The sequence below is a fragment of the Streptomyces sp. NBC_00019 genome (assembly GCF_045041015.1).
Classification (GTDB): Bacteria; Actinomycetota; Actinomycetes; order Streptomycetales; family Streptomycetaceae; genus Streptomyces.
Genome location: NZ_CP108302.1, coordinates 7722501 through 7736976 on the forward strand (window position 1 = coordinate 7722501; position 14476 = coordinate 7736976).

Consider the following 14476-nt stretch of genomic DNA (forward strand, 5'->3'; position numbering starts at 1 on the left):
ACCAGCCACTACATGGCGTTCACGCGCGCCACCGGGAAGCACCGCCGTCCCAGCCGGACGAAGCGCACCACCGCCCACGTGGCGGGGGTCGCGGCACTCGCCACCACCGGCGTCATCGGCACCCTCGCGGCCCCGGCCCTCGCCGCTGAGCCCGCGGCCGAGCAGACCGGCCTCACCCCGGTCATCACCATCGGCGACTCGGTCGCCGCCCAGATCGACGCCCAGGCCGAGGCCCAGCAGCAGGCGGCCATCGAGGCCGCCGAGCAGAAGGCCCGGCAGAAGGCCGAGGAGGAGGCGCGCGAGAAGGCCGCGGCCAAGGCCAAGAAGGAGCGCGAGGCCAAGGAGCGCGCCGCCCGCGCCGCCGCCGAGCGCAAGCGCCTCAACAGCTACGTCGCCCCGATCTCGGGCTCGTACATCTCCACCGGCTACAAGGCCGGCGGCGCCGTCTGGTCCTCCGGCAGCCACACCGGCGTCGACTTCCACGCCGCCAGCGGCACCTCGGTCCGCTCGGTCGGCTCCGGCACGGTCGTGGAGGCCGGCTGGGGCGGGTCGTACGGCAACAACATCGTGATCAAGATGAACGACGGCACGTACACCCAGTACGGGCACCTGTCGTCCATCGGTGTCTCGGTGGGCCAGACGGTCACGCCGGGCCAGCAGATCGGCCTCTCCGGCGCGACCGGCAACGTCACCGGGGCGCACCTGCACTTCGAGGCCCGCACGACCGCGGAGTACGGCTCGGACATCGACCCCGTCGCCTACTTGCGTTCGCATGGCGTGAACGTCTGACGACGGACCGCAAGATCTCCCGGAACCCCGGCTCCCCGAGCCGGGGTTTCGCCGTTTTTGCCACCCGCCTGTCCAAAAAATATGCATGGATTCCGGCCTGCCATCGGAAATTCCCGCTCTTTGCAATAGAGTCACTGAACACACGTCAATCGTCGACGTTTCACGGGGATTAAAGCGGAGGTCGGTCATGCGTATTCCGGCGCACTCGGTATGCACGGCGATCCGGGACGACATCGTCGCGGGTGTCTACGAGCGCGGCAGCCGCCTCACCGAGGAACTCCTCGCCCGCCGCTACGGGGTCTCCCGTGTCCCCGTCCGGGAGGCGCTGCGCACCCTGGAGGCCGAGGGCTTCGTGGTGACGCGGCGGCACGCGGGCGCGTGCGTGGCCGAACCGACCGAGCAGGAGGCCGCCGACCTGCTGGAGATGCGGATGCTCCTGGAGCCCCTGGGTGCCTCGCGGGCCGCCCAGCGGCGCACCGAGGCGCACTTGAAGGTCCTGCGCGGTCTGGTGAGGCTGGGCCAGGAGCGGGCCAGGAGGGGCAACAGCGATGACCTGCGGTCCCTGGGCGGCTGGTTCCACGAGACGCTCGCCCAGGCCTCCGGCAGTCCCGCGCTGACCTCGATGCTGACCCAGCTGCGGCACAAGATCTCCTGGATGTACGCCGTGGACGCCCCGGCCAACCCGGTCGAGTCCTGGGCGGAGCACGGCGCCATCGTCGACGCCGTGGCGCGCGGCGACGGAGAGCGCGCGCGGGCGGTCACGGCTCTGCACACGGAGCGCTCGACAGCCGTGCACCGACTCCGATTCAACGGGGCGGGAGATCGGCCGGAGCGTGTGAGGAACTCGCAACATCCCGTAAACATGCCGAGCCTGCGGCATTAACACGGGAGCCGTATACAAAGAGGCAGTAATTCGCGGGGGATTATTTCCGCTGCCTGTGAGCGGGAAATACAAAGGGCTCGCCCGATAAATTCGGACGAGCCCTTCTGTGGTGCCGTGAATCAGTCGGCCCCGGTAAATCAGACGGTCTCGGGAAGCTCCTCGAGACCCTCGGAGACCAGCTTCGCCAGTCGGTCGAGGGCGGCGTCCGCGCCCTCGGCGTCGGAGGCGAGGACGATCTCCTCGCCGCCCTGGGCGCCGAGGCCCAGAACCGCCAGCATGGAGGCCGCGTTGACGGGGTTGCCGTCGGCCTTGGCGATCGTCACGGGGATACCGGAGGCCGTGGTGGCCCGGACGAAGATGGAAGCGGGGCGGGCGTGAAGGCCCTCGGCCCAGCCGACGTTGACGCGGCGCTCAGCCATGTGATGCTGCCCTTCGGTGTTCAGGTTGTCTAGACCAGTTTCCCACAACGTGAAGCGTCTCCGGATCGGACCCTGTGTCCCGTCCGGGGTGAGTCGTCGGACCGCGGCCTCGGTCCGACTTCCGTCCTTGAGTGATCCTCTTGCGTTCTCCACAGACTGCCTCGCGCCGTTGTCGTACGCGAGCCGTAATCTGGGGCCCATGCAGACCTCGCCGGACCGGCACGAGTACCCCGCGCACTGGGAAGCCGACGTGGTGCTGCGCGACGGCGGTACCGCGCGCATCCGCCCCATCACCGTTGATGACGCCGAGCGCCTGGTCAGCTTCTACGAGCAGGTGTCGGACGAGTCGAAGTACTACCGCTTCTTCGCGCCCTACCCTCGCCTGTCCGCCAAGGACGTCCACCGCTTCACGCACCACGACTTTGTGGACCGGGTGGGACTCGCCGCCACGGTCGGCGGTGAGTTCATCGCCACCGTACGCTACGACCGCATCGGCACTGATGGAATGCCCGCGTCCGCACCGGCCGACGAGGCCGAGGTCGCCTTCCTCGTGCAGGACGCCCACCAGGGCCGGGGCGTCGCCTCCGCCCTCCTCGAACACATCGGGGCCGTCGCCCGCGAGCGCGGCATCCGCCGCTTCGCCGCCGAGGTGCTGCCCGCCAACAACAAGATGATCAAGGTGTTCAGGGACGCCGGGTACACCCAGAAGCGCAGCTTCGAGGACGGTGTCGTCCGCCTGGAGTTCGACCTCGAACCCACCGACCGCTCCCTCGCCGTGCAGTACGCGCGCGAGCAGCGTGCCGAGGCAAGGTCGGTGCAGCGGCTGCTCACGCCCGGCTCGGTCGCCGTGATCGGCGTCGGCCGCGCCCGTGGTGGCGTGGGCCGCGGCATCTTCGACAACATCCGCGACGCCGGCTTCACGGGCCGGCTGTACGCCGTGAACCAGGCCTTCCCCGGCAAGGAGCTCGACGGGGTTCCCGCCTACCGCTCGGTGCGCGACATCGAGGGGCCCGTCGACCTCGCGGTCGTCGCCGTGCCCGCCGAGCACGTCCCCCAGGTCGTCACCGAGTGCGGCGAGCACGGCGTGCAGGGACTCGTGGTGATCTCCGCCGGGTACGCCGAGAGCGGGCCCGAGGGACGCGAACGGCAGCGCGAACTCGTGCGGCACGCGCGCGCGTACGGCATGCGGATCATCGGGCCCAACGCCTTCGGCATCATCAACACCAACCCGGACGTACAGCTGAACGCGTCCCTGGCCAACGAGAAGCCTCGGCCCGGCCATATCGGCCTCTTCGCCCAGTCCGGCGCCATCGGCATCGCCCTGCTGTCCCGCCTGCACCGACGCGGCGGCGGCGTCACGGGGACCACGGGCGTGTCCACCTTCGTCTCCTCCGGCAACCGCGCGGACGTCTCCGGCAACGATGTCCTTCAGTACTGGTACGACGACCCGGACACCGACGTCGTCCTCATGTACCTGGAGTCCATCGGCAACCCGCGCAAGTTCACCCGCCTCGCCCGCCGCACCGCGGCCGCCAAGCCGCTGGTCGTCGTCCAGAGCGCCGGCGCCGCCCCCCAGGGGCATGCCGTACGGGCCACCCGGCTGCCGCACTCGACGGTGTCCGCCCTGCTCGGACAGGCCGGTGTGATCCGCGTGGACACGATCACCGAGCTCGTCGACACCGGCCTGTTGCTCGCCCGGCAGCCCCTCCCGGGCGGCCCGCGCGTGGCGATCCTCGGCAACTCCGAGTCCCTGGGCCTGCTGACCTACGACGCCTGCCTCTCCGAGGGGCTCAGGCCGCTGACCCCGCTGGACCTGACGACGGCCGCCTCGCCCGCGGACTTCCACACGGCCCTGTCGCGCGCGTTGGCGGACGACACCTGCGACGCGGTGGTCGTGACCGCGATACCCGCCGTGGGGGAGGGCTCCGCCGGGGACGCGGCGCTCGCCGAGGCGCTCAGGTCGGCGGCCGAGCGGGTGCCGGGGAAGCCGGTGCTGGTGGTCCATGTCGAGCTGGGCGGACTCGCGGAGGCACTGTCCGCCGCGGCCAGCACGGCTCCGCAGGCCGCCACGCCGAGCGCCTCCCACCCCTTCCGCGCCCTGGACCGCCTCGCCGTCAAGGCACCCGAAGAGGCACCCCGGAACTGCTCCCGCCTCATCCCCGCCTACCCCGCCGCGGAGCGCGCCGTCCGCGCCCTCGGCGAAGCCGTGAAGTACGCGCAATGGCGACGCGACGCCGCCGAGCCCGGCAAGGTGCCCGAGCACGAGGACATCGACGAGAAGGGCGCCGCCGAACTGATCGACGGCCTCCTCGCGCGCGGACAGGGCCTGACCCTCGGCACCGACGAGACCTGCGAACTCCTCGGCAAGTACGGCGTCCAGGTGCACCGGGCCCTGCCCGCACCCACCCCCGACGAGGCCGCCCGAGCCGCCCGCACCCTCGGCTACCCCGTCGCCCTCAAGGCCACCGCCCCGCACCTCAGGCACCGCGCCGACCTGGGCGGCGTACGCCTCGATCTCGCCGACGAGGAACAACTGCGGCGGGCGTACGCCGAGTTGACCGAGCTGTTCGGGACGCCCGAGGAGCTGCGCCCCGTCGTGCAGCGGATGGCGCCACGCGGCGTGGACACCGTCGTACGGGCCGTCATCGACCCCGCGGCCGGAGCCGTGCTCTCCTTCGGGCTCGCCGGGGCCGCATCACAGCTGCTCGGGGACGTCGCGCACCGGCTGATTCCGGTCACTGACCGCGAGGCGACCTCCCTGGTCCGCTCCATCCGGACGGCACCGCTCCTGTTCGGCTGGAGAGGCTCGGCGCCCGTCGACACCGCGGCCCTGGAGGAACTGCTGCTGAGGGTGTCCCGCCTCGTCGACGACCACCCCGAGGTCGTCGCGGTGACCCTGGAACCGGTCGTCGTCGCCCCGCACGGCCTGAGCGTCCTCGGCGCCTCCGTACGCCTGGCACCCCCGCCCGCCCGCGACGACCTCGGCCCGCGGACCCTGCCCGCGTACTGAGAACACCCCTGAGCGGTGCCTCGCAGTCAGTGGTCCCCCGTAGGATGGGGGTCATGGCCAAGACCAGTACGACGACCCAGGGGCTGCGAGCGGCGATCGAGCGCAGCGGCTACTACCCGGCCCTCGTGGCCGAGGCGGTGGAGGCCGCTGTGGGCGGCGAGCCCATCCGGTCGTACCTGGTCCACCAGGAGACGACGTTCGACCAGAACGAGGTGCGGCGGCATGTGACCGTGCTCGTCCTCACCGGCAACCGCTTCATCGTCAGCCACACCGACGAGCAGGCCGCCGACAGCACCTCCCCGACGCCGTACGCCACGACGTCCACGGAGTCCGTGAAGCTTGGCCGGATCTCGTCGGTCGTGCTCAGCCGGGTGGTCGCCAATCCGGAGCAGTACCAGCCGGGCACCCTGCCCCGCGAGGTCGTGCTGACCATCGGCTGGGGCGCCGTCTCCCGGATCGACCTGGAGCCGGCCGCCTGCGGCGACCCCAACTGCGAGGCCGACCACGGCTACACGGGCAACTCGACCGCAGACGACCTCAGTCTGCGGGTCAGCGAGGCCGGCGACGGCCCCGAGACGGTCCGCCAGACCCTCGCCTTCGCCCAGTCCCTCTCCGAGGCGACCGCGGACACCGCACACTGATGGCCCAGCTCACCGCCTGGGAGTCCTACCCGGAACCACTGGCCGTCGACTCCGCACCGCTGCCCGAATACGGCAGCGGTTCCCTCGCCGACCTCCTGCCCACGCTCGCCGCCGGCATGGGCGTACCCGGCACGACCGCCACGATCACCGAGCTGACCCCCGCCGACCGGAACTGCGTGTTCCTGATCGACGGCCTCGGCTGGGAGCAGCTGCGGGCGCACCCGGACGAGGCCCCCTACCTGGCCTCGCTGCTCGCGGGCTCGCGCGGCGGCACCGGCCGGCCCATCACCGCCGGCTTCCCGGCGACCACCGCGACCTCCCTCGCCTCCGTCGGCACCGGACTGCCGCCGGGTGCGCACGGACTGCCCGGCTACACCGTGCGCAACCCCGGCACCGGCGAGCTGATGAACCAGCTGCGCTGGCAGCCGTGGACCTCGCCGCGTGTGTGGCAGCCGTACCCCACGGTCTTCCAGCTCGCCCAGGACGCGGGCGTGCACGCGGCGCAGGTGTCCTCACCGACCTTCGAGAACACCCCGCTGACCAAGGTCGCGCTGAGCGGCGGCAAGTTCCTCGGCCGGCTGGCGGGCGAGGACCGCATGGACCTCGCGGCCGAGCAACTGGCCGCCGCCGACCGCGCGCTGGTCTACACGTACTACGCCGAACTCGACGGCGCGGGACACCGCTTCGGCGTCGACTCCGACACCTGGCGCGGCCAGCTCATGCACGTGGACCGTCTGGTGCAGCGCCTCGCGGAACAACTCCCACCGCGCAGCGCGCTCTACGTCACCGCGGACCACGGCATGGTCGACATACCCTTCGACGAGCAGCACCGCATCGACTTCGACGAGGACTGGGAGCTGCGCGCCGGGGTCGCCCTGCTGGGCGGCGAGGGCCGGGCCCGCCACATCTACGCGGTACCGGGCGCCGGGAACGACGTCCTGACCTGCTGGCGCGAGGTGCTCGGCGAGCAGTTCTGGGTGGCCTCGCGGGACGAGGCGATCGCGGCCGGCTGGTTCGGCCCACAGGTCGACGACCGGGTCTACGCGCGCCTCGGCGATGTGGTCGCGGCCGCGCGGGACGACGTCCTGATCATCGCGTCCGAGCGGGAGCCCAAGGAGTCGGCGATGGTCGGCAACCACGGTTCGATGACCCCCGCGGAGCAGTTGGTCCCGCTGCTCGAAGTACGCTCCTGAAACCTCCCTCTGCCGCCCTCCGTTGCCGAAAGGTGTTCAACTCCCCATGCCCGAGCTGGTGTTCTTCTCCGGAACCATGGACTGCGGGAAGTCGACCCTGGCTCTCCAGATCGAGCACAACCGCTCCGCGCGCGGCCTGCAGGGCATGATCTTCACCCGGGACGACCGCGCGGGCGAGGGCAAACTCTCCTCCCGCCTCGGCCTGGTCACGGACGCGGTGGAGGTCGAGGACGGCCAGGACCTGTACGCCTACCTGGTCGACCACCTCTCCCAGGGCGGCCGCGCGGACTACGTCATCGCCGACGAGGCCCAGTTCCTGGCCCCCGGGCAGATCGACCAACTCGCCCGCGTCGTCGACGACCTGGGCCTCGACGTCTACGCCTTCGGCATCACGACGGACTTCCGCTCCAAGCTGTTCCCGGGCTCCCAGCGCCTGGTGGAACTGGCCGACCGCGTAGAGGTGTTGCAGGTCGAGGCCCTCTGCTGGTGCGGCGCCCGCGCCACGCACAACGCCCGCACGATAGGGGGCGAGATGGTCGTGGAAGGCGCTCAGGTGGTCGTGGGGGACGTCAACCAGGCGGAAGCGATCGGGTACGAGGTCCTGTGCCGTCGCCATCACCGCCGCCGGATGACCGCGGCCCCGGCACGGGCGGCGGCGTTGTCCCCCGACGTGCTGCCGGTCACCACCGTCTGAGGACCCGGCACGGCGGTCACCTCCTTGTCCGTCCCGGCTCACGCATGCCCTGACCGTCTCTCGAATCGATCTCCAGCAATGCTCGGCGGATCTTCGAGAAGCCCCTCCTACGTTTGACCTGTCCCCGAAAACCCCAGGGGCCACAGTCGACAACAGGAGGTTCAGACATGGACGCCGAGCAGATCACCGAGGTCGAGGTCGAGACGGACGAGCTGGCCGAGGAGTTCGGTCTCACGGTCTCGGGCGTGGCCTACTACGCCCCGGCCGTCTGATCTCCGACATCAGGCGAGCTGCCCTCCTGGCGACCAGGCGGGCTCGCGATGGCCGCAAAGGGCGAACTCCCTTTGCGGCCATCACGCTTCGTGGCGCACACCCAGCGGATCACGACAGCTGATCGACGACAGCCGATCAACGGCAGAGGACCACGACGGAGGAGCCGGCGGTGGAGAAGTTTCTGCGGACCAAGGGAAGCGTCGGCGACCTGCCCCCGATGCAGGAGCCGCCGAGGGGAACCTTCGAACCGGAGCCGGCCCCTCGGTCCCGCGAACTCCTCGCCTCCTACTTCGACCTGGAGAGCCCCGGCGGCCCCCTGCACGCCCAGTGCACCGCCGACGTCGGCCGCCGCCTCGCCCAGGACCTGCCCGTACCCGTCCACCAGATCGCCTCGCTCGGACTGCTGAGGCAGGCGCTGAAGACCGAGGAGCCCGGCCGGCCCAACCCGGACCACCCCCGCGACCTGCCCGTATCCCTGAGGTCGGCCCGCTGGCAGCACTTGTGCGCCCTGACCGAGAACTGGTCCGGGCTGTCCACCGGCGACCGGTCCCGCCTGGTGACCGCGCTGGCCAAGCTCGGCTTCTGGAAGACCATCGCGGCCCTCGTCCCCACCGACCCGGCCGGCCGCGATCTGGACGCCCTGCGGCTGGCCTACTTCCGGCACAACGCCGACGCACAGCTCGCCGGGGACGCCCGGAGCGCGGCCGCGGCGTTCGTGCGGGCCCGCGGTGTCATGGAGACCATCGCCCGCACCGAGGCGTTCGACCCGGCCGTACGGTACGGGGCCGCCGCCCACATGATCGTGCTGTGCGCCAAGGGTGAGAAGCAGAAGGCACTGGCCGACATGCGGTACTGGCTGGCCGCCGCCGACGAGGTGGCCGACCGGGCCGGCGTGGAGATGGAGCCGCTGCACACCTCCATCTACTGGCGCGGAGTGGCCTTCATCCCGTTCTTCGAGGGCGACCACGCGGAGGTCGACCGGCAGCTGCAACTGGCGGAGAAATACGCCTTGGAGGCCGTGGCGCTCGCGGACGGCGATGCCCGACTCCTGGCGCTGGAGAACGTCCACCCCGTCCTCGAGACCTCAGGGCGTTCGGCCAAGGCCCGACGGGACATCGAGGGCGCGGAGCGGTTCTACCGACGGATGACCGAGTGGGACCCGCTCGACCCCAAGGCGCACGTACGGCTGGCCGACTTCCTGATGGGGGAGAGCCGGGTCGTCGAGGCGCGCGAGGCGTACCGCACCGCCGCCGGGCTGGGTGCGCCGTACGCCTCCTACGCCCACTGTCAGGCCGCCCGCTGCTCCCTGCGGCTGGAGCAGCCGGACCAGGCCCACGGTGCCCTGGTGGCGTCGGCCTCCCTCGACCGGCAGGCGCTGTCCCCGCTGATCCTGCTGCGCGACATCAGCACCGACGGCGGGCTCGCCCCGCTGCGCCAGTGGGCCGTGGACGAGCTGGCCGTACGGATGCGGGCGCCCCGATGAGTCCGAACCCGCTTCTGGAGCCTCCCGCCCCGCACGGGATGCAGCCGTTCGCCGACATCCGCCCCGGGCACTACCGGCCCGCGCTGGAGCAGGCCATCGCCGAGCGCGAGGCCCGGGTCGACGCCATCGCCGCCGACCCGGCGCCGCCGGACCTCGCCAACACCGTCGAGGCGCTCGAGTTCTCCGGCACCCGGGTGCAGTACATCCACGACGCGTTCACCCACCAGGTGACCGCGGGCGGCGAGGCGGCACTGACCGGCCTGGAGCAGGACATCGCCGTCCTGCTCTCCCGCCACGAGGGGCGCATCGTCCGCAACCGGCGCCTGGTCGCCCGTATCGACGCGGTGCACGCCGGGCGCGACCGGATCACCGACCCCCAGTCCCGGGCCCTGACCGTGCACTGGTGGCGCCGCATGCGGCGGGTGGGCGCCATGCTGCCCGCCGAAGCCGCCCGGGAACTCGGCGAGGTCAACCGCGAGCTCTCCCGGCAGTGCGCCGCCTACCGGCAGACCCTGATCGAGGACACCCACCGTCAGGCCCTGGCGGTACCCGGACCCGACGCCCTGCGCGGTCTGCCCGCCGACCGGCTCGCGGCCACGGCCGACGAGGCCGCGAGCCGAGGCAGGCCAGAGCCCTGGCACGTCCTGCCGCTCACCTCGTCCACCAGCCAGCCGGCGCTCGTGCAGCTACGGGACCGGGACACCCGTAGAACACTGTTCGAACGCTCGCTCGGGAGAGGGGCGGACAACGAGGAACGGGCCGCCCGGATCGCCCGGTTACGCGCCCGCCAGGCCCGCATCCTGGGCTACCCGTCGTACGCCGCGTGGGCGACCGAGGACCAGACGACGGGTACCCCGGAGGCCGTGGAGGCGATGTTCCGGCGGCTGGCGGAGCCGCTCCTGCACGCGGCACACACCGAACGCCGCGCCCTACGGGCCAGGGCCGGTCACCGGATCCGCGCCTGGGACTGGACCCACCACGCGGCCGCGGGACCTTCGGGCGACGGAGGGGAGAACGGCGCCGAAGGGCCCACCGCGGACGAACTCCGCGCCCACTTCGAGCTGGACGCGGTCATCACCCGCGGCCTCTTCCACAGCGCCGGCCTCCTGTACGGCCTCGAGTTCGCCGAACGGCATGACCTCACTGCCCACCATCCCGAGGCCCGCGTCTTCCAGGTCACCGACGAACACGCCGGCACGGTGGGCCTCTTCCTGATCGACGTCTTCTCCCGGCCCGGCAAACGAGGCGGCGCATGGACGGGGATCCTGCGCCCCCAGGCACACACCACCGCGACCCGGCCCGTCGTGGTGAACACCTTCAACCTCACCCCGCCCGGCGCCGGGCGCCCCTGCCTCCTCGACATGCCCGAAGTCATCACCCTCTTCCACGAGTTCGGACACGCCCTGCACGCGCTGCTCTCCGACGTCCGCTACCCGGCGCACTCGGCCCCCGGCGTCCCCCGCGACTTCTCCGAGGCTCCCGCCCAGGTCCACGAGAGCTGGGCGTTCGACGAACAACTCCTCGAGCACTACGCCCGGCACCACCGCACCGGACAGCCGCTGCCTCCGGAGTGGATCAAACAGGTGAGCGAGCGCCACAGCACCGGCGGAGTGCACCTGCTGGTGGAGATCCTGGGCGCGGCCGCGGTGGACTGGTCCTGGCACACGCTCCCCGGCGGACCCGAAGGACCCGACGACCAGGGCGGGAACGCGGATTGGGACGCCGCGCGGATCGAAGCGCGGGGCGCCGCTCGCTGGGGGCTGGACAAGGTGCCCGAGATTCCGCCGCGTTACCGCTCCGGCTACTTCGACCACGTCTTCCACGGCCCCTACGGCGCGGGCTTCTACGCCTATCTGTGGTCCGAGATCATCGCCGCGAACCTGGTCGAGGCGCTGGAGAAGCGCGGCGGCCTCACCCGCGCGAGCGGCGAGGCGCTCCGCACGATGCTCGCCGCCGGCGGATCCCGTGCCGCGATGGCCATGTTCCACGAGCTCACCGGCCTGGACCAGCCGCGCATCGAGCCCTTCCTCCGCCGCCGCGGCCTGCCGGACATCGCACCGTCGTCACTCTCCCCGAACAGGACCTCACCATGACCACCACCGACTTCCTCGGCGGCCATCTGGCCCTCGCCGGGGACGACGACCCCGTCCTGCCCGCCTACGTGGCCAAGCTCCGCGCCTCCGTCCCCCGGGTGACCAAGCGTCTGGGGCAGCTCGCGGGCGAGCCGACCGAGGCCGAACTGACCCTGTGGGGGCAGCGGTTCGCGGCGCTGGACGACGACTCCGCCCACCGGCTCCTGTCCCATCCGGTCTTCCCTTACCTGTGGCGGCAGTTGATGCTCGCGGCCCAGCGCAAGGACGCCGACTTCATCCGCGTCTGGTCGACGCACTTCGCGCGGTTCGTCGCCCTGCCCCACGCCACCGGCCCCACCGCGGACCCCGCGGGCACCGTACTGCGGCTGGCCGCGCCCGTCACCGAGGTGCGGTTCCCCCAGACGCGCCACCACCTGGTCTTCGACACCCCAGTGCACCGGCTGGTGATCCGCGAGGACGGCGACGGCACCGTCCGCGACGGCGCCGCCGCCGTGCCCGCCTCCTACATCCACGGTGCGGGCGACCCCCGGCTGGGGAACGCCCGGCGCGTGCGACGACCGGTCATCGCCGGAACCGACATCGAGATCGACAACGCCGGCCCCTTCATCGCGCGCCACTTCACCTCGATGAACTCCCATGAGCCGCAGCCCGGTTACCCCCGTTCCGACCTCGCCGTACGGGAGATCGGCGAGGACGACATCACCGACCTCTCCCGGGCCTTCGCCCTCATCGAGGACGTGTGGCCCGAACTCGCCACCGAGATCCGCGCCTACACCCGGGTGGTCGTTCCCTACGCCTCCGAGTTCCACTCCTCGTTCACCGAGGCGATCCTGATGGGCGCGGTGTTCCTGTCGGAGGCCGCTCAGCCGTTCAGCGCCACCCACTACACCGCCGAGCACCTGTTGCACGAGAGTTCACACCTTCGGCTGATGCTGCTCCTGGAACTCGACCCGCTGGTGACCGTCGCGGAAGGGGCGACCTTCAACTCCCCGGTACGCAAGGACCCGCGCCCCCTGTGGGGCATGCTCATGGCCGCCCACGCGTTCGCCCGCATCACCGCGTTCCACCGCCGCGCGTACGACCGCACCGGTCTGGAGATCCACCGTGAACTGACGCGGCAGAACGCGGATCTGCTCGCCAAGGGACTGGACGAGATCGAGGGCGAGCCCACGGCGGAGTTCACCGAGGCCGGCAAGGTGCTGTGGGCGCAGATGCGCGCGGAGACGGAACGGGCCCTGCGATGACGACGACCACCCAGGTGCGCCAGGCGGGCTTCGCGGACCTCATCGGGGACCGGACGGTCCGCGTCCTGGCACTCTGCTCGCTGATCAACTCCTGTGCCTTCTTCGGCATGATGCCCTTCCTGGCGCTCTACCTCGCCGACATCACCTCACTGCCGCCGGCCGCGATCGGCGCCTTCACCGGCTCCATCGCCCTGGTCGGTGCGGTGGGGGCGCTGGCGGGCGGAGCCATCACCGACCGCGCCGGGGCCGGGAGCCTGCTGCGCGCCGGCCTCGTCCTCTACACGCTGCTGGCCGCGGCCCTCGCCACGGTCACCGCCCCGGTGCTGGTGCTGCCCCTGATCGTGTGCCTGGGCGGCGCCCTGATGCTGGTCGGGCCGTCCTTGAAGAAGCTGATGAGCCTCGCCGCGGGCGAGGGCGGCGAACTGGTCTTCCGCCTACGGTTCATGACCGTGTCGGCCGGCGCCGCGCTCGGCCCACTCGCGGGCGCCGCGGCCTACAGCGTCTCCCACCGGGCCCTCTTCGCCGTCTCCGCGGCAATGTTCGCCTGCTGTGTGCTGCTGGTCCACGCGCGACGCGACTCCCTGCGGGTGCTGGACGTCCGCGTCCCGGCCGCCCGTCAGGGGCGCTGGACATGGACGCACTCCCTGCGCGACGGGCGGTTCCGGCTCGTGCTGGTCTCGGCCGTCCTGATCACCCTGGTCTTCGCCCAGCTCGAATCGGTGATCCCCCTTTACCTCAAGGAAGAGTCCGGTGACCGCGCCCCGACGCTGTTCGCGGTGGTCTTCGCCGTGCACGCCGTCCTGGGCTTCGCCTACCAGTGGCCGGCGGCATGGCTCGCCCGACGCGCCACGCTCCCGGCGCAGGCAGGGGTGGGCTGTAGCGGCTTCGCCGTCGCCTTCCTCTGCTGGGGAACCTCGGACGGTCGGCTGTGGGTCCTGCTGGCCGGGGTGCTCGCCTGGACCGTCGGGGAGGCGCTCCTGATGCCGATGGCCGACCTCGTCACCCACCGTCTCGCGCCCGACGCGGAGAAGGGAGCGTTCTTCGGTGCGCTGGAACTTCGCTACCTGGGCTTCTTCGCCGGGCCGATCCTCGGCGGCGCGCTGCTCGACAGCGGCACCTGGCACTACTTCGCCGTGATGGCGGCACTGTCCTTCGTCGCCTGGCCGGTGCTCCGCTCCCGCTCCCTGGGCCTGGACGGCCGATGACCGTCGTCAGACCGATCATCGACCCCGCCCTCCTGCGATCCGTCGCCGGCCGGTTCCCCACGGGCGTCACCGTCATCACCACCACGACGTCGACCGGCCCGGCGGGATTCACCTGCCAGTCCTTCACCTCGCTGTCCCTGGACCCGCCGCTGATCGCCTTCAACGTCTCCCGGTCCTCCGACACTTGGCCGCTGGTCCGAGAAGCCGGCACGTTCTGCGTCAACGTCCTCGCCGCGGACCAGCAGGACACGGCCAGCGCCTTCGCCCGTCGCCACACCGACCGCTTCGCCGGCATCCCCTACTCGTGCCTCCTGGGCAACGGCTCCCCACGTCTGTCCGGCGCAACGGCCTGGCTGGAAGCGACCGTTGACGGCACCTACGCCGGCGGCGACCACCTGATCGTCATCGGCCGCGTCACGGCCGCCATCGCGGGAGAACGGGAAGAGGCACTGCTGTTCCACCGCGGCGCCTATGGATCGACCGGTTCCGAGGCGGAGGGGCTGAGGCGTGCGGGGTGACGGTCCCTTCGCCTACGTCGTCGGCGGCCCG

General features: G+C 71.6%; 12 protein-coding genes. 11 read left to right on the forward strand and 1 reads right to left on the reverse strand.

What is annotated here, in order from left to right:
- The first annotated feature begins 12 nt into the window (after positions 1–12).
- Positions 13–789 carry a M23 family metallopeptidase gene (locus OHU89_RS36350; protein WP_267014703.1) on the forward strand — a complete coding sequence of 259 codons (777 nt, stop codon included), beginning with the start codon at positions 13–15 and terminating at the stop codon, positions 787–789.
- Between the two features lie 187 nt (positions 790–976).
- Positions 977–1672 (forward strand): GntR family transcriptional regulator, encoded by a 696-nt coding sequence (locus tag OHU89_RS36355; RefSeq protein ID WP_266821298.1) that lies wholly within the window; start codon positions 977–979, stop codon positions 1670–1672.
- 137 nt (positions 1673–1809) lie between these two features.
- Here the strand turns inward: OHU89_RS36355 and OHU89_RS36360 are convergent, their stop codons facing one another.
- Positions 1810–2091: an HPr family phosphocarrier protein gene (locus tag OHU89_RS36360; protein ID WP_059198592.1), complete on the reverse strand. Its 282-nt coding sequence runs from the start codon at positions 2089–2091 to the stop codon at positions 1810–1812.
- Positions 2092–2290: 199 nt separating this feature from the next.
- Between OHU89_RS36360 and OHU89_RS36365 the strand changes: the two genes are divergently transcribed.
- From OHU89_RS36365 to OHU89_RS36405, 9 genes are all read left to right on the forward strand, one after another.
- Positions 2291–5101 carry a GNAT family N-acetyltransferase gene (locus OHU89_RS36365; protein ID WP_405649200.1) on the forward strand — a complete coding sequence of 937 codons (2811 nt, stop codon included), beginning with the start codon at positions 2291–2293 and terminating at the stop codon, positions 5099–5101.
- Between the two features lie 53 nt (positions 5102–5154).
- Positions 5155–5742 (forward strand): DUF5998 family protein, encoded by a 588-nt coding sequence (locus OHU89_RS36370; RefSeq protein ID WP_266887109.1) that lies wholly within the window; start codon positions 5155–5157, stop codon positions 5740–5742.
- Positions 5742–6935 carry an alkaline phosphatase family protein gene (locus tag OHU89_RS36375; RefSeq protein ID WP_405649201.1) on the forward strand — a complete coding sequence of 398 codons (1194 nt, stop codon included), beginning with the start codon at positions 5742–5744 and terminating at the stop codon, positions 6933–6935. The genes OHU89_RS36370 and OHU89_RS36375 overlap by 1 nt, the downstream gene beginning before the upstream one ends.
- Positions 6936–6981: 46 nt before the next feature.
- Positions 6982–7629: a thymidine kinase gene (locus OHU89_RS36380; RefSeq protein WP_266887105.1), complete on the forward strand. Its 648-nt coding sequence runs from the start codon at positions 6982–6984 to the stop codon at positions 7627–7629.
- Between the two features lie 442 nt (positions 7630–8071).
- Positions 8072–9385: a hypothetical protein gene (locus tag OHU89_RS36385; protein WP_405649202.1), complete on the forward strand. Its 1314-nt coding sequence runs from the start codon at positions 8072–8074 to the stop codon at positions 9383–9385.
- Positions 9382–11478 (forward strand): M3 family metallopeptidase, encoded by a 2097-nt coding sequence (locus OHU89_RS36390; RefSeq protein WP_405649204.1) that lies wholly within the window; start codon positions 9382–9384, stop codon positions 11476–11478. Before OHU89_RS36385 ends, OHU89_RS36390 begins: the two co-directional genes overlap by 4 nt.
- On the forward strand, positions 11475–12722 hold the full coding sequence (locus tag OHU89_RS36395) for an aKG-HExxH-type peptide beta-hydroxylase (RefSeq protein WP_405649205.1): 1248 nt from the start codon (positions 11475–11477) through the stop codon (positions 12720–12722). Before OHU89_RS36390 ends, OHU89_RS36395 begins: the two co-directional genes overlap by 4 nt.
- Positions 12719–13927, forward strand: a complete 1209-nt coding sequence (locus OHU89_RS36400) for an MFS transporter (protein ID WP_405649206.1) — start codon at positions 12719–12721, stop codon at positions 13925–13927. Before OHU89_RS36395 ends, OHU89_RS36400 begins: the two co-directional genes overlap by 4 nt.
- A complete protein-coding gene (locus tag OHU89_RS36405) occupies positions 13924–14445 on the forward strand; it encodes a flavin reductase family protein (protein ID WP_405649207.1) in 522 nt (173 codons plus the stop codon). The genes OHU89_RS36400 and OHU89_RS36405 overlap by 4 nt, the downstream gene beginning before the upstream one ends.
- Positions 14446–14476 lie beyond the last annotated feature (31 nt).

What these genes read in the sequence shown, in the direction of transcription:
- OHU89_RS36375 (WP_405649201.1), top strand. Translation starts at nt 5,742, where the DNA reads ATGGCCCAGCTCACCGCCTGGGAGTCCTACCCGGAACCACTGGCCGTC.
- OHU89_RS36405 (WP_405649207.1), top strand. Translation starts at nt 13,924, where the DNA reads ATGACCGTCGTCAGACCGATCATCGACCCCGCCCTCCTGCGATCCGTC.
- OHU89_RS36395 (WP_405649205.1), top strand. Translation starts at nt 11,475, where the DNA reads ATGACCACCACCGACTTCCTCGGCGGCCATCTGGCCCTCGCCGGGGAC.
- OHU89_RS36355 (WP_266821298.1), top strand. Translation starts at nt 977, where the DNA reads ATGCGTATTCCGGCGCACTCGGTATGCACGGCGATCCGGGACGACATC.
- OHU89_RS36370 (WP_266887109.1), top strand. Translation starts at nt 5,155, where the DNA reads ATGGCCAAGACCAGTACGACGACCCAGGGGCTGCGAGCGGCGATCGAG.
- OHU89_RS36390 (WP_405649204.1), top strand. Translation starts at nt 9,382, where the DNA reads ATGAGTCCGAACCCGCTTCTGGAGCCTCCCGCCCCGCACGGGATGCAG.
- OHU89_RS36360 (WP_059198592.1), bottom strand. Translation starts at nt 2,091, where the DNA reads ATGGCTGAGCGCCGCGTCAACGTCGGCTGGGCCGAGGGCCTTCACGCC.
- OHU89_RS36380 (WP_266887105.1), top strand. Translation starts at nt 6,982, where the DNA reads ATGCCCGAGCTGGTGTTCTTCTCCGGAACCATGGACTGCGGGAAGTCG.
- OHU89_RS36400 (WP_405649206.1), top strand. Translation starts at nt 12,719, where the DNA reads ATGACGACGACCACCCAGGTGCGCCAGGCGGGCTTCGCGGACCTCATC.
- OHU89_RS36365 (WP_405649200.1), top strand. Translation starts at nt 2,291, where the DNA reads ATGCAGACCTCGCCGGACCGGCACGAGTACCCCGCGCACTGGGAAGCC.
- OHU89_RS36350 (WP_267014703.1), top strand. Translation starts at nt 13, where the DNA reads ATGGCGTTCACGCGCGCCACCGGGAAGCACCGCCGTCCCAGCCGGACG.